Consider the following 25,610-nt stretch of genomic DNA (forward strand, 5'->3'; position numbering starts at 1 on the left):
CCTTGGTCGCGGTCATTTGGGGGTGAGGGACGCATCAGTCGCATCCCGTCCATCACTCTGTTCTTCCTTCGCGCTCGGCGCCGGGCCACCGTCCTTGCGCCGCCGCTCGCCACCACCGTCGCGTCCGGGTGGCGCCACCCGCAATTCTGCCAGCAGCTGGCGCGCCAGCGCCGCTTCGCCTTCGGCCCGCTCGGCCCGGCGCTGAGCCGCGGCCAACTCCGCCCCCTCCAGGTTGCTGGCTGACTGGCGCTGTGCCTGCCCGGCGGTTGCGAGCCGGTCGATCAGCACCGCGGCCAGCGCTTCGAGCCAGGCGCGGGCCTCGGCCTGCGCCACCGCCGCATCGCGCGCCTCGCTCCGCGCGGTCGCCGGTTCGCCGCGCAGCTCTTCGGCCGTGCGCTCGCTCTGCTGGCGGGCGGTGCGCTCCGCGTCCAGTTCTGCGCGCGCCGCTCGCTGTCCTCAGCCCATTTCCGGGCAATGACGGCCTGCGCGCGCGCGCCAGCTCCGTCGAGAATTGGGTACACAGTTCGGCCAGCTGGCGGCCCGCGGCCTCCAGTTCCGCCCGCCCAGCGTCGAGTCGCGCCTGAGTCGCGGCGTGCGCCTGCCGCTCGGCAGTCAGCGCTACCTGGTTTTCCGCGAGCGCCCTGCCCGCCTCGGCCAGTTTGGCCGCGATCGCCGCCGCTTCCGCGCGCGACCGCGGTCTCGGCGCGCGCCGCATCGCGCTCGGCCTCGGCGGCGCTGGCCGCTTCGCGCGCCTCGGCGCGCAACGTGGCCAACTCGCCGGGGCCGCCTCGTTCGCGGCCTGCCAGATCGTCCGGACCGCCTCGGCGGCGATCTGCTTGAGCGGCTCCGGCAGGTCCCGGTGTTCGATGGTGACGCGCGTACGCCCGCGCAGTTCCTGCACCCCTGCAGCACTTCCGCCGGCGTGCCCATGCTGCCCTTGCGCACTAGGCTGTAGAGCTTGTTGGCGGTGGGCGTGACGCCGTAACGGAAGAACCGCAGGCCGCAGACCTCGCGGTACAGCGCGCGGGTTTCGGGGAAGCGGCGGCGCAATTCCGCGACATCGGCGGCCAGGTGGACTTGATCTGTCGATGCAACGGCTCGGCGCCGGCCTCCATTGCAACTGTTTGAGGTGCCAGACCAAACCGCTGAAATACCCTCGAAGCATCTCCCGGCGGCCCTCCCCTAACGGCTCGCCTAGTGGGCGTGAAGACTGCGCCAAAGCGGGGGCGAACTCCCTGACACTCGAGTCGAGGGTAGGCGACGGGCGATGCGGCAATGGCTGTTACTGTTCGTCGACTACATGGCCAACAAACAGATCCAGGCGGGCGTGCTCAACTACATGACGGGCGGCAGCGACAGGCTGTGCATGTTATCCGGTGATGTACTCGATAATGCGTTGGCAACGCTGATCGCGCGAGCAAAACAGAGCGGCGAGATTGTGCTCGCAGTCGAGCCGATCGACCTGTTGTGCGCTGTCGCTGGCATTGCAAGCTTCGGAGCTGACCTCGATGGGGAGGTGAGCGCGAAACGTCTTGTTGACATCATGATCGCCGGCTTACGGAATGGGACGAGCACCGGCGGCCGATGGTAAATCTGCTTGGCGCCATGGCGAGGTGTGCCCAGCATTGTTAGGCGTCCAGGCCGCCGCCTGGCAACGCTCGATATGGGCATCGTCTTGATGCCTGAGGAAATCGTCGCCGACAACAGACAGACAGCAGATCCATTCCGCTGTTCATGCCATCATATGGTCTGATGACATCAAGATCAGTTGGACATGGCAACAAGCGAACCCATTCAACGACGCCGGCTATTTGAAGACGTGCTGGACAGGCTCACCGAGCGCATCCGCAACGGCGAGATTGCCCCAGGCGAGCAGCTTCCCGCCGAGCGCGATCTCATGGAGTACTACGGTGTGGGTCGTCCCGCCATCCGCGAGGCGCTCCAGGCGCTGGAACGCGCCGGGATCATTGAAATTGCGCATGGCGAGCGCGCGCGTGTCGTCATCCCTACCCCGCAACGCCTGATCCAGCAGATCGGAGCCGGTGCACAACACCTGCTGCGCTCTGACCCGGACTCGCTGGAGCACCTGAAAGGCGCGCGCGTGTTCCTAGAATGCGGGATGGCACAACTCGCCGCCGCCAATGCGACCCCTGACGACATCGAACGCCTGCAAGCTCGCCTGGAAGAACAGCGCCAGGCCCGGGACGACTCGGCGCTTTTCCTGACGCGCGACATGGCCTTCCACTGTGAACTGGCACGCATCAGCGGAAATCCCATCTTCCCGGCCATCGTCCAGGCCCTGTTCGAGTGGGCGCGCGAATACTACCGGGGCATCGTGCGAGCCCCCGGCGCCGAGGAACTGACGCTCGCGGAACACCAACGCGTCATTGATGCAGTGGCCGCCCATGATGGCGATGCGGCTGCGCGCGCCATGCGCGAGCACCTCACGCGTGCCAACGCGCTGTACCGGACCCTGAAGGGCGAAGCGGCGGATATCTCGTAGCCGCCGCATTCATCTTCCATCACCTGGTGACAGCGTTCGCCAGTTCAGGCCGGCTTGTTGAAGCCGGCCTGCCATGTCCCTCGGGTTGGTTCCCGCCAATACCGGTCCTGGCGTTTCGCCGCCTTCCTTAAGCGCTCTTCTCGCCCCATCCTTGCGTCTCGCGTAAACCCCAACGAAATGCTACTTGGCGTGATGGTGTACTCATCATACCATTACACCATGACAGCAGCAGAAGACTGCATCGAGACGTCGCCGGCGACCGTGCCTGCGTCCGACCTACAGGAGACAACGTGGAAAACACTGGAACCACCGCCGTCGAGCGGTCCGCGATTCGCAAGGTATCGCTTCGGCTCGTACCGTTCATTGCGTTGATGTTCTTCATCAACTTCCTGGACCGGACCGCTATCTCATTTGCCGGCCCCAACGGCATGACGAAGGACCTGGGCCTGACCGCCGCGCAGTTCGGCTTTGCTGCTGGGGTGTTCTTCGTCGGATACATCCTGCTGGAAATTCCCAGCAACCTCGCGCTGCACAAATACGGCGCCCGCCGCTGGCTGGCGCGCATCATGGTGACCTGGGGCATCGTCGCCATCCTGTTCACCTGGGTCAGCAGCATCGAAGGCCTGTACCTGCTGCGTTTCCTGCTGGGCGTGGCGGAGGCCGGGTTCTTTCCCGGCGCCATTCTCTTCCTGAGCATGTGGGTGCCGGCGCGCCATCGCTGCCACGTGCTGGCGCTGTTCTACCTGGCGCAGCCCCTCACCATCGTCATCGGCGCGCCCGTTGCCGCGCTGCTGATCGAGGCGCACGGCCTGTTCGGGCTGGCGGGCTGGCGCATCATGTTCTTCGGTGTGGCGGTGCCGGCGATCGTGATTGGCGTGATCACGTGGTTCTACCTGGCCGACAAGCCCGCACATGCCAAATGGCTGACCGCGGCCGAGCGCGACTGGCTCAGCGCTGAACTGGACAAGGAAGAAACGACCAAGCCCCACTCGCATGGCCGCATGGCTGGCCAGGCGTTGCGCGACGGCCGCGTCTGGGTCCTGGCGCTGACCTATTTCGGCCTGATCTACGGGCTTTATGCCCTGGCGTTCTTCCTGCCCACCATCATCGGCGGCTTCGAAGCGCAATACGGCACCAAGTTCGACGTCTTCCAGAAGGGCTGGATCACCGCCATCCCCTATCTCCCGGCGGCGCTCGCACTGTTCCTGTGGAGCCGCGATGCGACCCGGCGTGGCGTGCGGCCGTGGCATGTGGGCGTGCCCGCGCTGATCGGCGCCCTCAGCATCCCCGTGGCGCTGTACATGCAATCACCTGCCGCGACTGTGGCTGTGATCACCGTGACGGCCTGCGCCATTTTCGCCGCCCTGCCCAACTTCTGGTCGATCCCGGCTCGCTTCCTTTCTGGTGCCGGCGCCGCAGCAGGTATTGCGCTCATCAACACCATCGGCAACTTTGCCGGCTTCGCCGCCCCGTTCGTGACCGGCACGGTCAAGGACGCGACGGGCTCCTACCAAGTGCCCATGTTCATCGTCGGCGGCTTCATGCTGCTTTCCGCGGTGCTCGTCTTTGCCATCTCCGCCTGGGAGAAGCAGGCCGCGCCAGAGCGAAACGGCATGCTGGAACCGAAGGCCAACCTGAAATGAACTCGCAGTGCATCGGTATCGCGATGCCTGCCCAACTGGAGAACCAGCATGAAAGAGAAGATCGCCCTGTTTGGCGCCGGCGGCAAGATGGGCGTACGCCTGGCCAAGAACCTGCTCAAGTCGGATTATCGCGTCAGCCACGTTGAGGTGAGCGAGGTCGGCAAGAAGCGCCTGAAGGACGAACTCGGCGTCGAATGCGTGAGCACCGGAGCTGCACTGGACAATGTCGATGTGGTGATCCTGGCCGTGCCCGATACCATCATCGGCAAGATCGCGGCCCAGATCGCCCCGCAACTGAGGCCCGGCACCATGGTCATGACGCTCGATGCCGCCGCCCCGTTCGCGGGCCACCTGCCCGACCGGCCGGACCTGACCTATTTCGTCGCCCACCCCTGCCACCCGTTGATCTTCAACGACGAGACCGACCCCGAGGCGCGCCGCGATTATTTCGGCGGCGGTACCGCGAAGCAGTCGATCACCAGCGCGCTGATGCAGGGCCCCGAGGAAGCATTCGACCTTGGGGAAGCCGTGGCGAAAGTGATCTATGCCCCGATTCTCCGCTCCTATCGCCTGACCGTCGACCAGATGGCATTGCTGGAGCCGGGCCTGTCGGAGACGATCTGCGCCACGCTGCTCCAAGTGATGCGCGAAGCGATGGACGAAACCGTGCGCCGCGGCGTGCCGAAGGAAGCGGCGCGCGACTTCCTGCTCGGTCACATGAACATCCTCGGCGCGGTCATCTTTAACGAAATCCCCGGCGCCTTCTCCGATGCCTGCAACAAGGCCATCGAGTTTGGCAAACCGCGCCTGATGCGCGACGACTGGATCAAGGTCTTCGACCGCGAAGAGATTGCCGAGAGCATCCGTCGCATTACCTGACCCCACGGCCAACCAAAGCGAGCAGTGCTGCCAGGCCGACCGGCAGCAGGAACCAAGAGCAAGAGCAGGAGCAAGCAGTGAGCGAACGAATCTACGCCAGCTACTGGCTGGAAACCGGCGACGACCCCCGGCGCGCGGCCGAGGTCATCGCCGGTGAGCAGTCGAGCGGCACCTTCATCGCGTTGCCGAACGAGACGCCCGAACTCAAAAAGCGCTCGGGAGCGCGCGTCGAGCGCCTCGAAGTCCTGGAGACGGTCGACAAGCCGAGCTTGCCAGGCGGCATGCCCTCCGATGTTTATCACCGCTGCGCGCTGCAGATCTCGTGGCCGCTCGAGAATCTCGGCCCGTCGCTGCCAAACCTGATGTCCACCATCGCGGGCAATCTCTTCGAGCTCCGGCAGGTCAGCGGACTGCGCATCACCGACCTGCAACTGCCGGCTTCGTTTGCCCGGGCGTACCAGGGGCCGGCCTTCGGCATCGATGGCACACGGAAGCTCGCCGGTGTCTCGACCGGTCCGCTGATCGGCACCATCATCAAGCCGAGTGTCGGGCTCTCCGTCGAGCAGACGGCGCAGCAGGTCCGGGAACTGGTGGCCGGTGGCATCGACTTCATCAAGGACGATGAACTGCAGTCGGATGGCAGCTTCTGCCCCTTCGACGAGCGCGTGACCGCGGTCATGCGCGTGGTCAACGAGGAAGCGCAGCGCAGCGGCCGCAAGGCGATGGTCGCGTTCAACCTGACCGGTGACCTGGACCAGATGAAGCGCCGGCACGACCATGTGCTGGCACAAGGCGGAACGTGTGTCATGGTCTGCCTCAACTCGATTGGCATCATCGGGCTGCAGGAGCTGCGCCGGCACAGCCAACTGCCCATTCATGCCCACCGGGCGGGTTGGGGCTACCTGTCGCGCAGTCCCGCGCTCGGCTGGGACTATGCCCCGTGGCAGAAGATCTGGCGGCTCGCCGGCGCCGACCATCTGCACGTGAACGGCTTGCGCAACAAGTTCAGCGAAGCGGACGAAAGCGTCATCGCCGCGGCAAAAGCGGTGCTCGCGCCAGTCATGCCCGAGGCAGCCATGCCGGCCCTGCCGGTCTTCAGCTCGGGCCAGACCGGCCTGCAGGCCGAGGACACCTACCGGGCCCTGGGGACGACAGACCTGATCCACACTGCGGGCGGCGGCATCTTCGGCCATCCGGCAGGCGTTTCCGCAGGGGTTGAAGCCTTACGCGAAGCGTGGGTCGCCGCGGTCAACGAGACACCGCTGGCCCGGCATGCGGCCACCAGCAGCGCGTTGCGCCAGGCCCTGGAGTTCTGGCGATGAACGCGTCCACAACCGCCAGCCTGCCTCCAGGTCTGCTGCTGACCTACTATGGGGACGACTTCACCGGCTCCACCGATGCCATGGAAGTCATGGCAGCGGCTGGCATTCCGACCGTGCTGTGCCTGGAGCCGCCCACCGCCGAACTGCTGGAGCGCTTCCCTGAGGTGCGCTGCATCGGCCTTGCCGGTTCCGCGCGCGGGCGTAGTCCCGAGTGGATGGAAACAGAATTGCCGAAGGCCTTCGCCAGCCTGAAGCAGCTTGGGGCGCCGGTTCTGCAGTACAAGATCTGCTCGACCTTCGATTCCTCGCCAACCATCGGCTCGATCGGCAAGGCCATCGATCTGGGCGTACAGACAGCCGGCGGTCGATGGGTACCGATGGTGGTTGGAGCGCCGCGGTTGAAACGCTATCAGTTGTTCGGCAACCTGTTTGCCGCCATCGACGGCGATGGCTATCGGCTCGACCGCCATCCGACTATGTCGCGTCACCCTGTCACGCCGATGGCCGAGGCCGACTTGCGCGTGCACCTGCGCCAGCAGACGACGCGCCCGACTGCGCTGGTCGACATGGTGCAGCTACAAGCGGGGACGGGATCCGAGCGAGTTGCCGCTACCGCCGCCCACGACAATCATGAAGCACCGGTCGTGCTGATCGACGTGCTGGACGATGCAACCCTGCTCGCGGCGGGCCAGCTGGTCTGGGAAGGCAAAGGCAGCGGTGTATTCACGGCCTCGTCGTCCGGATTGCAATATGCACTGACCGCGTACTGGCGCCAGCGCGACTGGATTCCGCAGCAGACTGGCCTGCCTGCCGCCATCCCCGCATCGGTCATCGCTGTGGTGAGCGGAAGCTGCTCTCCAGTGACGGCCGCACAGATCGAGTGGGCCGCCCGCAATGGCTTTACCACCGAACGCCTGGACCTCAGGAAGATCTTGTGCGCCGAGACGGCGCAAGCAGAGATCGAGCGTGTGGTCGAGCTGGCCTGCGGCAGCATCCGGCAGGGCATCAGCCCGGTCGTCTACAGCGCCATGGGACCGGACGACCCGGCCGTCATCGGCTTCGACGCGCTCGCACGAGACGCTGGCCGGACCCGGGCCGATGCCGCGCGGTTGGTCGGGCCCACTCTGGCGGAGGTTATGAAACGCCTGCTTGATCGCACCGAACTCAGGCGAGTGGTTGTGGCAGGCGGCGACAGTTCCGGGGAGGTGGCCAGCATGCTCGGCATCTCGGCGCTGGCGGCCGAAGCCGTCATGGCACCGGGCGCCCCCCTTTGCCGCGCTTATTCGCGTTTGCCGCAGCGGGACGGACTGGAAATTATCCTCAAGGGTGGACAAATTGGCGACGATTCGTTCTTTGGCAAGGCTTTGACTGGTGGTTCATTCAACGGCTGACGGAGGTCGCTTCTCGGCCGGGAAGCGACGATCGGCTCCCCCTCAGATGGCCGTTGTCGGCCAGCAGCAGCCCTTCCAGAGATAGTCGGATCGGCCATTCAGATGACTGCTTTACTCGGATACCTGCTGGACAGCCTAAGCGTGCAATTCGGCCGGAGCGGTCTGTCGCCCCATCAACCCTGAGCGTCTGGTTGGCTATATACCTGCCATTTCTCTGTTACCGGCACCGAACGTCGGCTTTCTGCTCCGGGGGAACGCGTACTTCCGCTCAGTTCACTGATGGCAGGCCTGGATCGATGCCGGTCATCGCAATGGACTGATCCCAAAGGCGACGCGCAAGCACGGGGTCTTGTGCGACTGCAGATCGAGACGCTTCGCCCGAAACACCTCTCACCCCGCGAAAACCGATCGGACCGTAATAGGCGCCGGGCTTCACGGGGCCGGTCGCGCCTTGCAGCGCGGGCCAGGCGCCCTTGTCTGCGCTGTTGAGCAGGACCCCGACGAGTGGGTTGAGTATCTGCAGCGGCCCCATGTAACGCCCCAGGTTGGTCGAAGCCATCCCCGGGTGGCAGCCCACCGCCGTGACCGGCGAGCCGGCAGCGCGCAGACGCCTGTCCAGCTCGAAGAAGAACAGCGCATTGGCCAGCTTACTGGCCGCATAGCGCTTCATTCGGTTGTAGCTTTTCTCGGCATTGAGATCGTCCCAGTCGATCTGTGCGCCGTTGTGCGCCACGCTGGAGGTCGTGACGACCCGCGAGCCCGGCGTGCCGCTCAACTTGGGCAGCAGCAGGGCGGTCAGGGCGAAGCAACCCAGGTGATTGACACCGAACTGCAGCTCGAAGCCCTGCTTGGTACGCATCAGCGGCGGCGTCATCACGCCGGCGTTGTTGATGAGCCCGTCCAGGCGCGGCTCACGGGCCGCGCGCTCGGCCGCGGCCCTGATACTGGCCAGGTCCGCGAAGTCGATAGGCAGGAAGGCCAGGTCCGCACGCGGCGTGACTTGCTTGATGCGCGCTATCGCCTCCTGAGCCTTCGCCTCGTCCCGGCAGGCGAGAAGCACGCGCGCGCCACGCTGCGCCAGGACCCGCGTGACCTCAAAGCCGATGCCCGTATTGGCGCCGGTGACGACGAAGCATTTGCCGGATTGATCCGGCACATCGGCTTCGGTGAAGCCCGTGGATTTCTTCAACATGACGACGCCTTTTAGTGCGAGAGCAAGTTCAACGGCCTGGCCTCTCTCGTCGAAGACCAGGGGATCAAGGTTCGGAATGCTTGCAGCCGCCTCATTTCAGGCGCCTGCGGCAGTTGTGCCAACACCACCAAGGAGGATTAGAGCGGCTCGGGGCGCCGCTGCCACCTTGCTGAGGCACCCGTCACTGGGTGGCCTCGCGCGTGGTGGCCGTCGACTTGTCCCGCCAAGCGTCGAGATCGGCCATGAGGGAACTCTGGCGCTGCTCGATGGCGCCAATGGCGTCTGCGCCCACAGGCAGGTGGACAGGCGGTAGCTCCGCGCCCGCGACCTCGACCAGCAGCCGACCCAACGCTGCAGGGTCGCCCATTTGGTTGTGGTTGGCCTGCTGGACGAAAGCGCCCAACCCTTCGCGCAGGGCGTCATAGTCGGCGATCGTGTGGGTGGGATGGGCCTGCACGGAGGAGCCGTCCAGGAAGTCCGTGCGGAAATAGCCTGGCGCTACGTTCGTGACCTTGATGCCGAACGAGCTCAACTCGAACGCCAGGGATTCCGTAAACCCCGAGACGGCGAACTTGGCGGTCGAGTACATCGCAGCGCCGCCGACATACCCTGCAAGGGAGGAAATGCAGAAGATGTGTCCGGCGCGCTGCTGGCGCATGACGGGGAGCACGGCGCGGGTGACGCGAATGAGCCCGAACACATTGGTCTCGAACGCGGCGCGCAGTTGTGCCTCTTCGGTCTCCTCGAACAACGTCAGCAGGCCATAGCCCGCGTTGTTGACAAGGACGTCGATGCGACCGAACTTGGCGGCGGCCGCATCGACCGCGGCCCGGTAAGCCGCCTCATCGGGGTTCGAGACATCGAGCGGTAGCACCAGAAGACGCTTGGCGTGCTCGGGGCTCTGCGCGCCGAACACACCGCTGCGCGTCGTCGCCACGACCGAATGACCCGCCGCGAGTGCGGCACCCGCAATGGCCCGGCCGAGTCCGCGCGACGCGCCGGTGATGAACCATACCTGTGACATGAGAGGTTCCTTACCAAGCCCTCCAGGCACATTGCGCAGCCCGACGGGAGGGTTTAACATGAGGCTGCCTCCGGATAATAAGCGGATGGTGCCTCCGAATGCAACAGGAATGAGATCGAGTGTCTGAAAAAATTACGAAGCGCAAACTCCGCGCTGATGGCGAGCGCAATCGGCAGCGCTTGTTGGACGTCGCCCGAGTGGCATTTGCCGAACGGGGCATGTCCGCCAGCCTGGAGGACATCGCGCGCACGGCGGGCCTGGGCATCGGGACCCTGTATCGGCATTTCCCGACGCGCGAGATGCTGGTCGACGAGATCTACCGCGAGCAGGGCGAGCAACTCACAGCGGCCGCCGTAGAACTGAGCCAGCGCCACACGCCCATCGAGGCCCTGCGTGAATGGTTGTTGTCGTTCATCCAGTCCCTGGAGAACAAACAGATCATGGCCGGCGTGCTCGCATGCATGTCCGACGGCGGGGAGGAATACTGCGCGTTGTCCGGAGAAGCGCTGGTGACGGCCCTGGAGGGCCTGCTGGATGCGGCAGTCAAGGCGGGAGAGATTAGTGGAGAAGTGAAGGCCCTGGACCTGCTGTGTGCCATCACCGGCATCGCCAGCTTTAGCCCGGAGGCTGATTGGGGGGCCAGTGCCAAACGGCTCTTGGACGTGCTCATGGCAGGTCTGACCGCGGCACCCGCGACGAAGCGCTCAGGCTGAAGGGGGAAGCCATCCCGGCAGCTAGTCGCCTAGATGGCCGTGCAGTCGTGCCGTTGCTGAGCGCGTTGAGGTAGGCGAGCAAACGAACATGCAGGAAGCTGTCGATGAGCAGCGCCCCCATCGCTGTCAGCCCCAAGGACAGGCCCCGCAGGTGGTTTGAGCTGAAGGCGAAGAACAGCACTGCTGCCCATGAGTATTCGAGCCGAGTGGCCGCCCCGCTCGGATACCAGCCTCTGAATCCTCGAAAGATCGGGCGGCAGCTATGGGTCGGTTTGCGCCGACAAGCCGTGGACTGGTAGTTGACGCGTGTCGGCCATTTGCCTCCCATCTGACTCGTGTCAATGGACTCTGGTGTGCAGTCATCGCAAAGGTTCGGACTTGTGGGTCTGGGCAGACAATCCGTCGGTGCTGACGCCGGCCGGCATATGCCGCCTCTCCCACAGTCGCCGGCTTCGCGACAGGACAATCTGATATCGTATGGCGCCCAAGTCTTGCGACACAGAAGAAAACCTGACAAGAGAGCCAAGTAATGCCCAGGCCCAACCCAGCGCTCCGACGCAGCCAGAAGGCGCCCATGACGCCGATGCGCCGGCGCTTTGTCATCACCGGCGCCATCCTGCTGGTCGCCGCACTGGGCTGGGGCGTGGCGGTCGTCGTCGAACCCGCCATCCAGCGCACCATCGTGATCACGACCGGCGCGGACAAGGGCATCTACCGCGGCTTTGCGGATCGCTATGCCCCCCTCCTCAAAACCGACGGCATCACGCTCGAGATCCGCAGTTCCGCCGGATCGGTCGAGAATTATTCGAGGCTGACGGAACCCAACAGCGAGTACGATGTCGGCTTCATCCAGTCGGGCACCACCACCCCGAAGGAAACCGACCACCTGCAGACCATCGCCGCCGTTTCCTACGAACCGATCTGGGTGTTCTATCGCGCCAAGGCCACGATCGACCGGCTGGCACAACTGCGCGGCAAGCGGATCTCGATCGGCGTGCCCGGCAGCGGCCTGCTCAATGTCTCGCGCGTATTGCTCAACCATAGTGGTGTCAACGCGAGCAACAGCATGCTGCTGGAAATGGACGCCAGCCAGGCCTATCAAAGCCTGCGCGATGGCCAGCTCGACGCCGCCTTCTTCATCGGCAGGCCGGATGCCGACATGCAGCAGAAGCTGCTGAACAGCGACCTGAAGCTGATGAATTTCGCCCAGGCTGACGCCCTGGTACAGAGGTTCCCCGCGCTCTCCAAGCTCACCTTCCCGCGCGCATCGACCAGCATCGCCAAGGATCTTCCGCAGGCGGATGTCACGCTGCTGGCCGCCACGGCCCTGCTGGTCTCAAAGGACACCCTCCACCCCGCCCTGGTCTACCTACTGTTGGAGGCCGCCCGGTCTGTGCATGGCGGCGAGGACTACTTCACGCGGCTGGGCACGTTTCCCAACCTGAATACGAGTGAGTTTCCGGTCTCGGACGAGAGCACGCGCTACTTCAAGTCCGGACGCCCCTTCCTGCAGCGCTACCTGCCTTTCTGGCTCGCCAGCTTCATCGAGCGGCGCCTGCTGATCCTGCTGCCCTTCATGGCTTTGCTGCTCGGCTTGCTGCAAGCATTGCCGCGCATGATGGAGGCGCGGTACAAGCACCGGCTCGTAGTCTGGTACCAGGAGATCAAGGCGCTGGAAGATGAAATCTGGAGAAACGGCGAGCCAACCACAGAACAGGTGGCGCAATGGCGCGACGAGATCGAGAGCATCGATGCGCACGCCAGCCAGATACGGCTGCCGCAGCGCTACTTCCAGGAAGTCTACGCCCTCAAGCAGGCGATCGGCGTCGTCAGGGACCGGATTTCCCACGCAGCCGCGAGGGTAAGGAATCCCGTCGGCGACCGGGCCCCGAACCGATCGTGAGAAGCGCCGCCGCCACATCCGCTTGACAACCCGTCGAGCCGACGCCGCAGGTCCCCGGCATAGAACCGGCGTGCGCGGCGCGAACGCTGCTCCCGGGGTCGTCTTCCGCCGGACCCGTTAGGCAGAAGTCGGCCATTTCCGGCCACATGTCCATCGCCTTGCCCCGTCATTCGAACGTCGGCTCCAATCTCAAAAACGGACTTCTGCTGGCGGCCGGTACATTTAGTTCCCCGTCCGCCACAGCCATTTGAAACGTCTTCAAGGCCAACAGCACCGTCATTTAGCCCATCATGCTTCACGCAGCGGTGCCTGAGCGATGCGTTGACGGACGACCAGCTTTCCCCTACAGAGACGTGCCCAGACAATCGAGGCCGCCCTAGTCCGGAACATAGCCGATCTCCTTCAGCTTCTGGGCATGGCGCCGGGACGACTCGCTCAACTGAGCCGCCAGTTCTTCCATGGGTACGCCCAGCGGGGGCTCCATCCCGATCTCCGCAATCTTCTTGCGAAATGCAGGCGACTGCACGATGGCCATGGCCGACTTGCGTAGCTGGGCGCTGACATCGGGCGACGTGCCGGAGGCAATCCATAGTCCGATCCATACGACTTGCGTCAACTTCGGATAGCCCAGCTCCGCGACGGTAGGAACGCTCGGAAGACTAGAAAGACGCTGAGGCGCGGTGGTTGCAAGGGCCTTCAACCGGTTGGACTTCAGGAATGGCAGCGATGTGGCCGGCCCGTCGAACATGAACTGCACATGCCCACCCATGATGTCAGTCAACGCAGGCGGAGATCCCTTGTACGCGACATGCATCATATCGAGTCCGGCAATCCTGTTCAGTTCTACGCCGAGGATATGAGACTGGGTCCCGAGTCCAAATGATGCGTATTGCGTCTTGCCCCTATTCTGTCTGGCATAGCTAAGCGCTTCCTGGAAAGTGCTCACAGGCACGCTGTTGCCAGCCACGAACACCAGCCCGCTTCGCGCCAGGTCGGTCACCGGCGTCAACGCTTTCAGCGGGTCGACTGACATCTTGATGATGTGGGGGGCTTCTGACGCGAAAGCGTTGGTTCCGATCAGCAGCGTCGATCCGTTCTTCGGCGATTTCAGGAGCTCGCGAATTGCAACGACGCCGCTGCCGCCCGGCAGATTCTCCACGACAGGCACCGCGTTGGGAATGACGGACGGCATTGAACCAGCAAACACCCTGGCGATGGTGTCCACCGTCCCCCCGGCTGGGCCGGTAACAATGATCCGGATCGGCCCCGAATCGGCGGGCGCCGCATGCACATAGACAGACGTAAGGAGCATACCGGCTGCCAGACCGAGCGATCTCCAGATGGACATTCTTGTCTCCAATCGTGATTGCTGGAACCCGCTGGTTCGATGCGCGAGCGGGCCCGGTATTGATCAGTGGTCGCGACTCAGGCCGTCCAGGACGGCTGGCCGGTCCGGCCCTCTTTCCGGTTGGGCAGGTAGCCCACCTTCCTGAGCGTCTCGTCCGTGGTCTCGTACTGCTCTCCGATACGATAGATGCGACGGGCCTCGTCAGCGGTCGCCACTTCCCGGTACAGGCTGCGGGACATGTTCACCAGGCGCTCCACTTGCTGCACGGACGTCATACGCTCTCCCTTGCGGCCCCAAAGCGTGTCTTCGATGCCGCAGCGCGCATGGAAGCCCATTGCGATCGCCATTGTGGTCAGCGGATGGACGTAGCGCATAAAGGACTCCACGGTGAAGACCGCGTTGTCGGGCAAGCGGTTGGCCATTTCCAGCAGGTTGCGCGGATTCGGTCCTTCGGAGCCCCCGCCGAGCTGTACCCAGTTCACCAGCAGCGGCCCTTTGTAGATGCCTCGGCGAATCAGCCGCTCGATGGATTCCATCTTGGCGATCTGGCCGACCATGAAATGCGGCTGGATGCCGGCGGCTTGCAGGCGCTTGAGATGCTCTTCCACAAACACCGGCCCGGCCTCGTAGGACATGTTGCGGTACGCCTCGTACATCGCCGGCTCGGCCATGGACGTCCCCGCGTATTCCTCCGGCGGATGCATCTCAGTGACGTTCATCGTGGCGCTGTTGACCACGATCGTCACCTGGTCCGGCTTGGGACTAAGTTCAGCCAGCATGTGGCGCGTATCGTCGCTCAGCCATTTGGCAGCCGCCCCGTCGCTCTCTGGCGCAAAGGAAATGGAGCCGCCCACCTGCAGAATCATCTTCGGTACGGCTTCGCGCAGGCGGGCAAGGAGTTCGTTGAACATGGACAGCCGCTTGCTGCCTTTGCCATCGGCCTCGCGCACATGCACGTGCAGCACCGTGGCGCCGGCGTTATAGCAATCGACCGCTTTCTGGACCTGTTCATCCATACTCACAGCGATATCGTCCGAGTCGCTGGGCAGCCACTGCGGGCCGTAGGGTGCCACCTGGATGACCAGGGGTTCCTGGTTCTCGGGCAACAGGGAATCATCAAGGAATTGCACGGTTGTCTCCTTGGTTGGAATCTGGATTGAAATGGATGCTGCAACGGGGAACGATGGCCCCCAATCGGTCAGATCAGTTCGCGGATCAGGCCGCGCGCCAGCGGCCATTCGCCAAAGCCGGCGGCAGGATTGAGGTGGCCGACTTCACCAAGGTCGGCGAGGCGACTGCCCCAGTCGTTAGCCATTTCTGTCACCCGCGCGAAGCTGGCCAGCGGATCATTGCGGCTAGCCGCCACGATGCTCGGGAACGGCAGCGCAACGCGGGGAATCGGCAGCCAGCCATTCCGCTCGAGTTCGTCGCGTGGTGTATGCCCGGCCGGCAACGGGGTTTCCATGTCGGGCGGCGTTGCGAGCAAGGCGCCGTGAATCTGGCGATCGCACTGCCTTGCCCAGTGCACGGTCGTCATGACGCCGGAGCTATGGGCGACCAGGATCACGGGGCCGCTGATGCGGGCTAGTACCGCATCAAGCGCCGCCACGCGCGCCGCGCAGCTCAGCCTGTCCCGTTCAAGCGGTGGCACGGAGACGGCATTGGGCAATTGCGCTTCCAGCAGTGTCTGCCAGTGTTCGGCCACGTGATCGCGCAGGCCGGGGACGATCAGAATCGTAGGGTTCATTTCAGGGCATGCCTTGGTTTGGTGGATCACTGTCCCGACTCAGAACGGCTTGCTGCCGATGATTCCGGCTCGCTCCATCTTGCGATGGCAGGGCGGGTAGTCCATGACGGCGTAGTGCTGTGTGGCACTGTTGTCCCAGATCGCCACGCTGTCGGGTTGCCAGCGCCAGCGCACCTGGTACTCGGGGACGTATGCCTGGCTGATCAGGTACCGGAGCAGCTCGCCGGCTCCCGGGTTGGCATCCTGGCCATAGCGAACATGCGCCGCGGTGTGGAAGTTGGTGAAGTGCGTAGTGAATACATTGACGTACAGGAGCTTTTCGCCGGTCTCCGGGTGCGTCCGGACCACCGGGTGCTCGGCGTCGGGGTATTGCGCCTTGAGGGCAAGCCGCTTCTCCATCGGCATGGCCGCCCCGAAGGTGGCCTCGATGCTGTGACGGGCACGCAGGTCAGCGATCTGCGTCTTGACCCGGTCCGGCAGTTTTTCATAGGCGAGGACCATGTTCGCCCACATGGTGTCGCCGCCGAGTGGCGGGCATTCCACGCATCGCAGCACGGCGCCAAATGGCGGCGCTTCACGCCACGTGGCATCCGAATGCCAGGCGTTCTCATAGCGGTCAGGCGGCTGGTCGGGCTTCTTGTAGATGCGGACCAGGCCGGGATTTTCCGGGTCGGAGCCCGCGACCGGGTGGTCCTCCAGTTCGCCGAAGCGGCGCGCGAACGCGGCATGCTCGGCGCGAGTGAAATCCTGCCCACGGAGAAACAGCACACGGTGCCTGAGCAAGGCTTTGCGGAGTTCCGCAAACAGAGCGTCGTCGTGAATGGCATCGGCCAGCTTGGCACCGGTGATTTCGGCGCCCAGCGCATGAGTCAGTTGCTCGATTCGCATGGTGCAATAGGGAGAAGAAGTTCGGTCGATGCGGAGGTTCCAGTGCTATGCGCGCTGTTCAAGGCACCAGCACGGTGGCGCCAGTCGTCTGCCGCGATTCCAGCGCGCGATGGGCGTCGGCGGCGTCGCGCAGCGCGTAGGTCTGTTTCGGTTCGCTCGAGATCTTTCCGGCCAGCACGAGATCGAACAGTTCCGTAGCCATCGACAGCATGTGCGAGCGCGGCGTTGCGTAGTGCGCCATCGCCGGGCGCGTGACCCAGATGGAGCCCTTCAGCGCGAGGGTCAGCGCATCGAACGACACGGGGCCAGAGCTGGTACCGTTGCTGACCAGTGTGCCGCGCACCTGAAGGCTGTCCAGCGACGCCTGCAGCGTGTCCTTGCCGACGGAATCGAACACCACTGGCACGCCCTTGCCGTCGGTGAGTTCGCGCACGCGCTCGGCGATGTTTTCGCGAGACGTGACGATCGTGTGTGTACAGCCGTTCGCCCTGGCGATCTCGGCTTTCTCGTCGCTGCTGACTGTGCCGATCATCGTCACGCCCAAGGCGCGCGCCCATTGGCAGGCAATCAGACCTACACCGCCCGCCGCGGCGTGATAGAGAATCGTCTCCCCACCCTTGAGCGGGTAGACCTGGCGGAACAGGTACTGGGCGGTCATTCCCTTCATGATCAGCGTCGACGCCGTACGATCGGAGACGCCATCGGGCAGGGGAATCAGGACGTTCGCGGGCATCACGCGAACATCCGAATAGGCGCCCTGGGGTCCCATCAGGTAGCCGACGCGGTCACCCGCGCGAACATCAGTCACGCCGGGGCCTACTGCCTCGACGACCCCCACGGCATCCGAGCCCAGGCCACTCGGCAGGGCCAGCGGGTAATAGCCAGTGCGGTGATAGACGTCGATAAAGTTGACGGCGATATAGCTATGTCGCACACGCGCCTGGCCTGGTCCCGGCTCCCCGACGTCCACGTCTTCGAGCTTCAGGACTTCCGGACCCCCGGTTTCGTACAAGCGGATTGCCTGTGGCATCTGAGTTCTCCCAATTGGCGCTGGCTGTCTTCAGCACGCGGTGAAGTTGTTGGCTACTATATGGCGGCAGCGCGAAGTGTCTTTTAGTTTTCGCGCCATGTTTTTAATAATTGGCGCCAGTGCGCGTAAACACCGAGGCATGCCAATGACCATCACTCGCCAGAGAAACCAAGTGTCGGAAAACAGTCCTGATGCGCGAGCGGCTGCGCTCACCAGCTACCCGCAGGTAGCCCTGCGGCTCGGTCTGAATCCCCACGAGTTCATGCGCCGATTCGGTCTTGACCCGGCCACCCTGATGAACCGGGAACAGCGCATTCCGTTTGCGTCGCTGTGTCACCTGCTCGAAGCGACCGCTGCGGAATCATCGACGCCTTCCGTGGGCATCCAGATGGCCGAAGCGCGCACGGCGTTCGACTTTGGCGTCATCGGCGTGCTGCTCGCGCATAAGCGGACGTTGCGGGAGGTATTGAATGCGATGATGCATTACCGTCACCTGCTCAATGACGCCCTCGGGCTCTATGTCGAGACCACGGGTTCGCAGGTGATTGTTCGTGAGGAAAATCTCTGTGATATCGGTGTCTGGCCGCGGCAGACAATGGAGCTTGCAGTCGGCGTCCTGGTGCGTACCTGTGGCGCGGTGCTCGGACCCGACTGGCGTCCCGCCAGCGTACATTTCACGCATGCCGCCCCGGCGGACCTCCGGGTCCACAGCCGGATCTTCGGCTGCCCGCTGGTGTTCGAGAGCGAGTTCAACGGCTTCGTCTGCCTTGCGAGCGATTTAGACCGGCTGAACCCGATGGCGGATCCCGAACTGGTGCGCTACGCGGAGGGACTCGCCGAGTCCGCCAGCGCCGGCGGCCGGCAGACCATCAGCGCCGAGGTCCGCAACGCGATCTACCTGTTGCTCCCGGTCGAGCAGGCCACGGCCGAGCACGTGGCGCGTCACCTGCACCTGAGCGTGCGGTCGCTGCAGCGCCATCTGGAAGATGCAGGAACTACGTTTTCAAACCTGCTCGACGAAGTACGGCAGGAGCTTGCCGTGCGCTATATGAGCAACGAGCGCTACCCGATCGGACGGGTGGCCTCCCTGCTCGGTTACACACAGCAAGCATCCTTTACCCAATGGTTTTCCCGGCGCTTCGGCATGGCGCCGCGCACCTGGCGCGCGACACGGCCATCGCATCCGGACACGCGCGCCACCTGAGCCGCTACTTGACGCGCGCGGAACGCCACGCACGCGGCGTAGTGCCGAACCTCGCAGTAAACCACTGCGTAAACGAAGACTGGCGGGAATAGCCCAGCAGCGTCGCCACCTGGCCGATCGGGTAACGCCCGTTGGTCAGGTACCGCACCGCAAGCTCGTGGCGCACGTCCTCGACAAGATTCGAGAAACTCGTGCCCGCCGCCTCGAGCTGACGCTGCATGGTCCGCACGCTCAGATGCAGATACAGGGCGACCTCGTCCACGGTGGCTTGCTCGATCGGCAGCAGCAGGTGGATGGTTTTGCGCACGTCGAGCACGATGGACTCGGGACCCGAAACATTGAGCGGACGGGCCATGCTTTCGGCGTACTTCACCAGTTCAGGGTCGGCATTGGGATTGGGGCGATCCAGATCCGCTGCCGCGCAGACGAGACCGTTGAAGTCGCTGTCGAACTCGACCGGGCAGCCAAAGAACTGGCGATGAAAACGCCGGTCTTCCGGAGCCGGATGCGTGAAATTTACGCTCCAGGGCTTCCAATGCTCGCCCAGCAGTGCAACGCAGGTGCGCGACAGCAGCCCGACGGCGAGTTCCGTTGCCTGACGCGTCGAAATGCCTGGGGACGCCATGATCTCCTCGCGCACCACGACCTTGTCGCCGCCGCTCTCCACATGGATGGCGAGGGCTTCATTCAACAAATGGCGATACTGCATCGCAGCCAGCAAGACTTCGCGCAACGTGCGTTTGTGCGACAGCACCAGCTCGATCATGCCGAAATCGAAGGGCTGGCGCGTATCGGCCATCTGCAACCCGAACGTCGCGCAGTTGGACTTTCCGGCAGCCGTCTCCAGTAGCTGGCAAACGGATGAAATGGGAAGGCGGCGCTCGGAATCCGCCAGGACGGCCGCATCCAGCCCGACTTGCCGCAGGAGATCCTGCGGAGACAGGCCGAAGCGTCTTGCCACCTGCAAAAAGCCACTCAGGGCTCGTGCACGAACCATCGGATCGGCCACTTTCTTATCCTTGTCTTTAAAAGACCGCTCACGGGATCACTTCTTCGCGTTTACGCGGAGTGGCGCGAAAACGAAAAACTATGGCGCCTGAACCGAAAAGTCTAATGCATCGGCCGCCTACAGTGGAGCCCATGCCGAAGCCCACTCCGACCGGACCGGCATCCGACACACCCGAAAGCGCCAAGGCGGCGCAATCCCATCCAGGAGACAACCATGCAATTCCTCGACGATTCGCTGCACCCCGAAAACCAGCAGAAGGTAGTCATCACCGTCGCACCGTACGCCCCGGAATGGATGCCGTCGGACTTTCCCGAAGACATCGCCGTGACCATGGAGGAGCAGATCCAGAAGGCGGTCGACTGCTATGAAGCGGGCGCCCGTGTGCTTCACCTGCACGTTCGAGAACTCGACGGCAAGGGTTCCAAGCGCCTGTCGAAGTTCAATGAACTGATCGCCGGCGTGCGCAAGGCTGTGCCTGAGATGATCATCCAGGTGGGCGGCTCGATCTCGTTCGCGCCGGAAGACGAAGGCCAGGCAGCGAAGTGGCTGTCGGATGACACCCGGCACATGTTGGCGGAACTCGATCCCAAGCCGGACCAGGTGACAGTGGCCATCAATACCACCCAGATGAACATCATGGAACTGATGACACCGGACACCGTGGCGGGTACGACGCTTTCCGAGCCGGCGCTGCAGCACGCCTACCGCGAAATGACCGTGCCGGCCGGCCCGGGCTGGGTGGAGGAGCACCTGCGACGCCTGCAGGCTGCCGGCATCCAGCCGCACTTCCAGCTCGCCGGTATTCACTCCTACGAGACACTCGAGCGCATGATCCGCCGCGGCATCTACAAGGGTCCGGTGAACCTGACCTGGATCGGCATCGCCGGTGGCGTGGACGGCCCCAATCCGTTCAACTTCATGCATCTCCTGCAACGCGCGGCAGATGGCATTTGTGTCACGTCCGAATCGCTTCTGCGCAACGTCCTGCCGATCAACATGATGTCGATGGCCATGGGCTTCCATCCGCGCGTCGGCACGGAAGACACCCTGACGGACCAGCGCGGCAACCGCATGACCTCTGTGCAGCAGATCCAGCAGTGCGTGCGCGTCGCCAATGAACTCGGCCGCGAAGTTGCCAGCGGCAAGGAAGCGCGCGAGATCTACCGCATTGGCACCTGGTACGACAGCGTCGACGAGACGCTCGCTGCCAACGGCATGGCGCCCAACCGTCTGCCGGGAGTCCGGGGCGTGCCGCTGCGCGCCGTAGCCTGACGGCGTGCCGCCTGGCCCGCCATCAAGGTGGGCCAGGCACCGACCGCACCGACCGAATACACAGGGGGCTTTCAAAGCAAAAGCCCCCGACTCGGAGACCGCATCATGAACTTCCATTCCGCCGCCCCGGGCAACAATGACCGCGACGGCTACCTCGTCAGCAAGCCGAAGGCCTGGTTCGCCTTTGCCATGACCTTCGCGCTGATGCTGTTCGACTACATCGACCGGCAGGTCATCGTCTCGCTGTTCCCGCACCTGAAAGCCGCCTGGGGGCTGTCGGACATGCAGCTCGGTGGCCTGGTGTCGATCATCTCGATCGTCGTTGCCGCTGGCGGCCTGCCCGTGGCGCTGCTCGCCGACCGCTTCGGGCGGGTCAAGAGTATTTTCGTGATGGCAACGGTGTGGAGCCTTGCCACGATCTCCTGCATGTTCACCCGCAACTACAGCCAGCTCTTCCTGGCCCGTGCCATCGTCGGTGCGGGCGAAACCGGCTACGGCTCGGTCGGCGGCGCCCTGATCGCGAGCCTGTTTCCCAAGCGGCTGCGCGCCACGCTGCTGGGCGCCTTCCTCGCTGCGGCATCGATCGGCTCCGTGCTGGGCGTAGTGCTGGGCGGCGTCGTCGCAGCGCGCTGGGGCTGGAAAGCCGCGTTCGGCGTGGTTGGAGTTCCCGGCTTGATCCTGGCCGGCCTGTACTTGCTGGTGCCGGATTACAAGACCGTAGAGATTGCACCGCGCACCGAGCGCCAGCCATCGACGATGGGCTTCGTCACGCAGACCGTGCGCGCACTGACTGGTTCACCTACCGTCTGGTGGACATGCATCGGCGCGGCGTGCCAGCTCATTGTCGTCTCGACGATCTGGTCGTGGCTGCCCAGCTACTTCAACCGGTATCACGGCGCCGCCGCCGACAAGGCGGCCATGCTGGCCGCGATCATCGTGCTCTGCGGCGCAGCGGGATCCTTCTTCTGGGGCGTGGCGGCCGACGCCGTCGCCGTCCGCCGTCCGCGCAACAAGCTGGTGCTGATGGCCTCGCTGTCCACCGCGACGCTGCTGGTTTTCATGACCGCCTTCGGCGTCCCGATGGGTGCCAACGCGCAGTTTCTGCTGATTGCCTTCGGCGGCCTGCTGATGATGTGCACGGTCGCGCCCGCTTCCAGCGTGGTATTCAACGTGATCCATCCCGGCCTGCGCTCCACGGGTGCGGCGATGCTGGCCCTGTTCCAGAACCTCCTCGGGCTGGCTGTCGGGCCCTTCGTGGGCGGCCTGGTATCCGATGCGTGGGGCCTGCAGACGGCGCTTGCGGTCATGCCTGCCTTCGGGCTGCTTGCCGCGCTGTGCTTCCTGCGCGCCATGCGTACGTATGAAGCGGACCTGGCCAAGGTTGCCGACGTCCGCATGGATGCCGCCACGCGCGCAGTGTCCCCGGTCGCCGTATCCGCCTGAGACCACACCGACTTTCACCTTCCGGCTGCGTCGTGACACGACGCAGCCACCTTGAGTATCCAGCAATGAGCAATTCCACTACCTCGGCTTCCGTAGTCAGCTTGCCTGAAGCCGAAGCGCCCGCCTGGGCGCCATCGCCGGACGTCGTCCGCCGCGCGCGCATCACGGCGTTCCAGCGCTGGCTTAAGCAGGAGCGCGGCCTTGTCTTCGCCGACTACGACGCCTTGTGGCAGTGGTCGGTGGAAGAGATCGACGCCTTCTGGCTGGCGCTGTGGCAATGGGCCGACATTCCGTCGCCGCAGGCACCCCGCGTGGCGCTCGCCGACGCCAGCATGCCGGGCGCGACCTGGTTCCCCGGCGTGCAGATGAACTACGTCCAGCAGGTGTTTCGCCACGCCACCACAGAACACCCCGCTATCGTTCATCGCAACGAGTCTGGCGAGACAGGCGAGATAAGCTGGGCCGAACTCGAACGGCAGGTGGCGTCGGTGGCCGCGACACTGCGCGGCATGGGCGTGGACCGGGGCGACCGTGTGGCGGCGTTCCTGCCCAACACCCCCCAGACCATTGTTGCGTTCCTGGCGGTCGCGAGCATTGGTGCGGTGTGGTCCGCATGCGCCCCGGATATGGGCGAGCTGGCGGTCCTGGATCGCTTCCGCCAGATCGAGCCCAAGGTGCTGATCGCCGTCGACGGCTATCGCTATGGTGGCAAGGCGTTCGACCGTCGGGCGCTCTTGCATACACTGTTGGCGCAGTTGCCCAGCGTGGAGCGCATCATCCTGGTTCCCGACCTGACGGAAGAGACGTCGTGCTACGACTTCCGCGGCGGCGTCACCTGGACCGAAGCGACGGCGATGGACGTCCCGCTCGACCCGGAACTAGTGCCCTTCGATCATCCGCTGTGGATCGTCTACTCCTCCGGTACTACCGGCCTGCCCAAGCCCATCGTGCACTCGCAGGGCGGCATCGTGCTGGAGCATGTCAAGCTCACCACGCTCCATCTCGACCTGAACCCGGGCGACCGCTTCTACTGGCAGGCCAGCACGGGCTGGATCATGTGGAACCTGCAGGTCGGCGGCCTGCTCGCCGGGGCGACGGTGTGCCTGTTCGACGGCAACCCTGGTTACCCGAACATGGAGACGCTCTGGCGTTTCATCGGCGAGGAGAAGATCGACTTCTTTGGCGCCGGCGCTGCCTACTTCCAGTCGTGCCTGAAGGCGGGCGTCGAGCCGCGCGCCGTAGCCGACCTGTCGCGCCTGCGCGGCATCGGGTCGACCGGATCGCCGCTGTCGCCGGAGGGCTACCGCTGGATCCTCGACCATGTCGGTCCGGTCTGGATCAACGCGCTGTCTGGCGGCACGGACTTCGCGGGCTGCTTCGTGGCCGGTGTGCCGACGCTGCCCGTCTACCTCGGCGAGATGCAGTGCCGCTGCCTGGGCGCCCGCGTCGAGGCCTTCGACGAAGCCGGCCGGCCGCTGATCGACGAAGTCGGCGAACTGGTCTGCACCGCGCCCATGCCGTCGATGCCGCTCTGCTTCTGGAACGACCAGGACAACCTGCGCTACCGCGACAGCTACTTCGACACCTACCCCGGCATCTGGCGCCACGGCGACTGGGTGCGCATCACGCCGCGCGGCGGAGCCGTCATCTACGGCCGCTCGGACGCCACCATCAACCGGCACGGCATCCGCATGGGCACGAGCGAGCTGTACCGCGCCGTCGAGGAACTGCCTGAGGTGCTGGACAGCATGGTCGTCGACCTCGAATACCTGGGCCGCGAGTCCTACATGCCGCTGTTCGTCGTGCTGCGGCCCGACGTCGAACTGACGCCCGAACTGCAGGGCACCATCCGCGACCGCATCAAGGTGGCGCTGTCCGCCCGGCACGTGCCCAACGACGTCTTCCAGGTGGCCGCCATCCCGCGCACGCTGTCCGGCAAGAAGATGGAACTGCCGATCAAGAAACTGCTGTTGGGGCAGCCACTGGAGAAAGTGGCGAATCCCGACACCATGGCGAATCCCGAAAGCCTGGCCTGGTATGCCGGCTTTGCACGCGACCGCGCTGCGGCCGCCCGGTGAATCCGCCAGTCAACCATGGAACGAATCAGGAGAACGAAGATGGCGAAGGCTGTCCGCTTTTATGAAACCGGTGGTCCCGAGGTCCTCCGTTATGAAGATGTTGAAGTCGGAGAACCCGGCCCGGGCCAGGTGCGACTGCGCCACGAAGCCGTGGGGCTGAACTTTGCCGACATCTATTTCCGCACCGGCCTGTATCCGGCGCCGCTGCCGTCGGGCATCGGCACCGAGGGCGCTGGCGTGGTGGTGGCCGTGGGGCCGGACGTGACCAATGTGTCGGTCGGCGATCGCGTGACCTACACCGGCGCCTACAACACGCTCGGCGCCTACTGCACCGAGCGCCTGATCCCCGCCGCCCCGCTGATCCGCCTGCCCGACGGCATCGCCTGCGAGACCGCCGCCGCGATGACCATGCGCGGCCTGACGTCGTCCTACCTGATGCGCCGAATCTATGACTACAAGCGCGGCGACACCATCCTGCTGCACGCCGCCGCCGGCGGGGTCGGGCTGATCGTGTCGCAATGGGCCAAGCTGCTCGGATTGACGGTGATTGGCACCGTCTCCAGCGAAGCCAAGGCCGAGGTGGCGCGCGCCCACGGTTGTGACCACACCATCAACTACAGCACCGAGAACATCGCCAAGCGCGTGCGCGAACTGACCGACGGCGCCGGCGTCAATGTAGTGCTCGACAGCGTCGGCAAGGACACTTTCGAAGCCAGCCTGGACTCGGTCAAGCGCCGTGGCCTGGTGGTGTGCGTGGGCACCTCGTCGGGCCCGATCCCGCCGTTCAATCCGCACATCCTCGGCCTCAAGGGTTCGCCCTTCCTGACCCGCCCGGCGCTGGCCGACTACATCGCCGACCCGGCGGAAAAGGCCGCGCTGGCAGGCGAATTGTTCGACCACGTGGCGTCCGGCCGCATCCGCATCGAGACCAACCAGCGCTACGGCCTGGAAGATGCGGCGCAGGCCCACCGCGACCTGGAGTCGCGCAAGACGACAGGCTCGTCGGTCTTCATCCTCTGAC

At 64.6% G+C, this 25,610-nt stretch carries 21 protein-coding genes and 1 pseudogene; 13 read left to right on the plus strand and 9 right to left on the minus strand.

Going from position 1 to position 25,610, the window contains the following annotated elements:
- Window positions 1-12 precede the first annotated feature (12 nt).
- Window positions 13-1,071, minus strand: a pseudogene (locus RS901_RS34045) (DNA-binding protein).
- Between the two features lie 196 nt (window positions 1,072-1,267).
- On the opposite strand from RS901_RS34045, the gene RS901_RS34050 reads away from it, so the two are divergent.
- The 6 genes from RS901_RS34050 to oiaK all read left to right on the plus strand — a co-directional run bounded on the left by RS901_RS34050 (window position 1,268) and on the right by oiaK (window position 7,738).
- The gene (locus tag RS901_RS34050; RefSeq protein ID WP_316155027.1) at window positions 1,268-1,591 is read left to right on the plus strand and encodes a hypothetical protein; all 324 of its coding nucleotides are present in this window, start codon (window positions 1,268-1,270) and stop codon (window positions 1,589-1,591) included.
- Between the two features lie 183 nt (window positions 1,592-1,774).
- Window positions 1,775-2,503, plus strand: a complete 729-nt coding sequence (locus tag RS901_RS34055; protein WP_316155028.1) for a transcriptional regulator NanR — start codon at window positions 1,775-1,777, stop codon at window positions 2,501-2,503.
- Window positions 2,504-2,874: 371 nt separating this feature from the next.
- A complete protein-coding gene (locus tag RS901_RS34060) occupies window positions 2,875-4,146 on the plus strand; it encodes an MFS transporter (RefSeq protein ID WP_316157357.1) in 1,272 nt (423 codons plus the stop codon).
- 48 nt (window positions 4,147-4,194) lie between these two features.
- Window positions 4,195-5,025, plus strand: a complete 831-nt coding sequence (apnO, locus tag RS901_RS34065; RefSeq protein ID WP_316155029.1) for a D-apionate oxidoisomerase — start codon at window positions 4,195-4,197, stop codon at window positions 5,023-5,025.
- A 77-nt stretch (window positions 5,026-5,102) separates the two neighbouring features.
- Window positions 5,103-6,347, plus strand: coding sequence for a ribulose-bisphosphate carboxylase large subunit family protein (locus tag RS901_RS34070; protein ID WP_316155030.1), 1,245 nt, complete (start codon window positions 5,103-5,105; stop codon window positions 6,345-6,347).
- Window positions 6,344-7,738, plus strand: a complete 1,395-nt coding sequence (gene oiaK, locus RS901_RS34075) for a 3-oxo-isoapionate kinase OiaK (protein ID WP_316155031.1) — start codon at window positions 6,344-6,346, stop codon at window positions 7,736-7,738. Before RS901_RS34070 ends, oiaK begins: the two co-directional genes overlap by 4 nt.
- A 268-nt stretch (window positions 7,739-8,006) precedes the next feature.
- On the opposite strand, the gene RS901_RS34080 is transcribed toward oiaK, so the two are convergent.
- The gene (locus tag RS901_RS34080) at window positions 8,007-8,930 is read right to left on the minus strand and encodes an oxidoreductase (protein WP_316155032.1); all 924 of its coding nucleotides are present in this window, start codon (window positions 8,928-8,930) and stop codon (window positions 8,007-8,009) included.
- 181 nt (window positions 8,931-9,111) lie between these two features.
- On the minus strand, window positions 9,112-9,954 hold the full coding sequence (locus RS901_RS34085) for an SDR family NAD(P)-dependent oxidoreductase (RefSeq protein ID WP_316155033.1): 843 nt from the start codon (window positions 9,952-9,954) through the stop codon (window positions 9,112-9,114).
- Between the two features lie 119 nt (window positions 9,955-10,073).
- On the opposite strand from RS901_RS34085, the gene RS901_RS34090 reads away from it, so the two are divergent.
- The gene (locus tag RS901_RS34090; protein WP_316155034.1) at window positions 10,074-10,667 is read left to right on the plus strand and encodes a TetR/AcrR family transcriptional regulator; all 594 of its coding nucleotides are present in this window, start codon (window positions 10,074-10,076) and stop codon (window positions 10,665-10,667) included.
- A gap of 574 nt (window positions 10,668-11,241) precedes the next feature.
- Window positions 11,242-12,570 (plus strand): TAXI family TRAP transporter solute-binding subunit, encoded by a 1,329-nt coding sequence (locus RS901_RS34095; protein ID WP_316155035.1) that lies wholly within the window; start codon window positions 11,242-11,244, stop codon window positions 12,568-12,570.
- Window positions 12,571-12,946: 376 nt separating this feature from the next.
- On the opposite strand, the gene RS901_RS34100 is transcribed toward RS901_RS34095, so the two are convergent.
- The 5 genes from RS901_RS34100 to RS901_RS34120 all read right to left on the minus strand — a co-directional run bounded on the left by RS901_RS34100 (window position 12,947) and on the right by RS901_RS34120 (window position 17,583).
- The gene (locus tag RS901_RS34100; protein WP_316155036.1) at window positions 12,947-13,918 is read right to left on the minus strand and encodes a tripartite tricarboxylate transporter substrate binding protein; all 972 of its coding nucleotides are present in this window, start codon (window positions 13,916-13,918) and stop codon (window positions 12,947-12,949) included.
- Between the two features lie 77 nt (window positions 13,919-13,995).
- The gene (locus RS901_RS34105; protein WP_316157358.1) at window positions 13,996-15,048 is read right to left on the minus strand and encodes a 3-keto-5-aminohexanoate cleavage protein; all 1,053 of its coding nucleotides are present in this window, start codon (window positions 15,046-15,048) and stop codon (window positions 13,996-13,998) included.
- A gap of 68 nt (window positions 15,049-15,116) precedes the next feature.
- On the minus strand, window positions 15,117-15,665 hold the full coding sequence (locus RS901_RS34110) for an RBBP9/YdeN family alpha/beta hydrolase (RefSeq protein WP_316157359.1): 549 nt from the start codon (window positions 15,663-15,665) through the stop codon (window positions 15,117-15,119).
- A gap of 39 nt (window positions 15,666-15,704) precedes the next feature.
- Complete coding sequence (locus RS901_RS34115) at window positions 15,705-16,553, minus strand: TauD/TfdA dioxygenase family protein (protein WP_316155037.1); 849 nt, start codon at window positions 16,551-16,553, stop codon at window positions 15,705-15,707.
- A gap of 58 nt (window positions 16,554-16,611) precedes the next feature.
- Window positions 16,612-17,583: a quinone oxidoreductase gene (locus RS901_RS34120; RefSeq protein ID WP_316155038.1), complete on the minus strand. Its 972-nt coding sequence runs from the start codon at window positions 17,581-17,583 to the stop codon at window positions 16,612-16,614.
- 145 nt (window positions 17,584-17,728) lie between these two features.
- Here RS901_RS34120 and RS901_RS34125 point away from each other — a divergent pair, with 145 nt between their 5' ends.
- Complete coding sequence (locus tag RS901_RS34125; protein WP_410054208.1) at window positions 17,729-18,787, plus strand: AraC family transcriptional regulator; 1,059 nt, start codon at window positions 17,729-17,731, stop codon at window positions 18,785-18,787.
- 4 nt (window positions 18,788-18,791) lie between these two features.
- On the opposite strand, the gene RS901_RS34130 is transcribed toward RS901_RS34125, so the two are convergent.
- A complete protein-coding gene (locus RS901_RS34130; protein ID WP_316157360.1) occupies window positions 18,792-19,784 on the minus strand; it encodes an AraC family transcriptional regulator in 993 nt (330 codons plus the stop codon).
- A gap of 225 nt (window positions 19,785-20,009) precedes the next feature.
- On the opposite strand from RS901_RS34130, the gene RS901_RS34135 reads away from it, so the two are divergent.
- The 4 genes from RS901_RS34135 (at window position 20,010) to RS901_RS34150 (ending at window position 25,609) form a co-directional block, all read left to right on the plus strand.
- Complete coding sequence (locus tag RS901_RS34135) at window positions 20,010-21,068, plus strand: 3-keto-5-aminohexanoate cleavage protein (RefSeq protein ID WP_316155040.1); 1,059 nt, start codon at window positions 20,010-20,012, stop codon at window positions 21,066-21,068.
- Between the two features lie 105 nt (window positions 21,069-21,173).
- Entirely contained in the window at window positions 21,174-22,511 is a 1,338-nt protein-coding gene (locus RS901_RS34140) for an MFS transporter (protein ID WP_316155041.1), read from the plus strand.
- A gap of 65 nt (window positions 22,512-22,576) precedes the next feature.
- On the plus strand, window positions 22,577-24,589 hold the full coding sequence (locus RS901_RS34145; RefSeq protein WP_316155042.1) for an acetoacetate--CoA ligase: 2,013 nt from the start codon (window positions 22,577-22,579) through the stop codon (window positions 24,587-24,589).
- A 39-nt stretch (window positions 24,590-24,628) separates the two neighbouring features.
- On the plus strand, window positions 24,629-25,609 hold the full coding sequence (locus tag RS901_RS34150; RefSeq protein WP_316155043.1) for a quinone oxidoreductase: 981 nt from the start codon (window positions 24,629-24,631) through the stop codon (window positions 25,607-25,609).
- Window position 25,610: the final 1 nt, after the last annotated feature.

Source organism: Cupriavidus sp. BIC8F (assembly GCF_032465815.1).
GTDB lineage: Bacteria > Pseudomonadota > Gammaproteobacteria > Burkholderiales > Burkholderiaceae > Cupriavidus > Cupriavidus necator.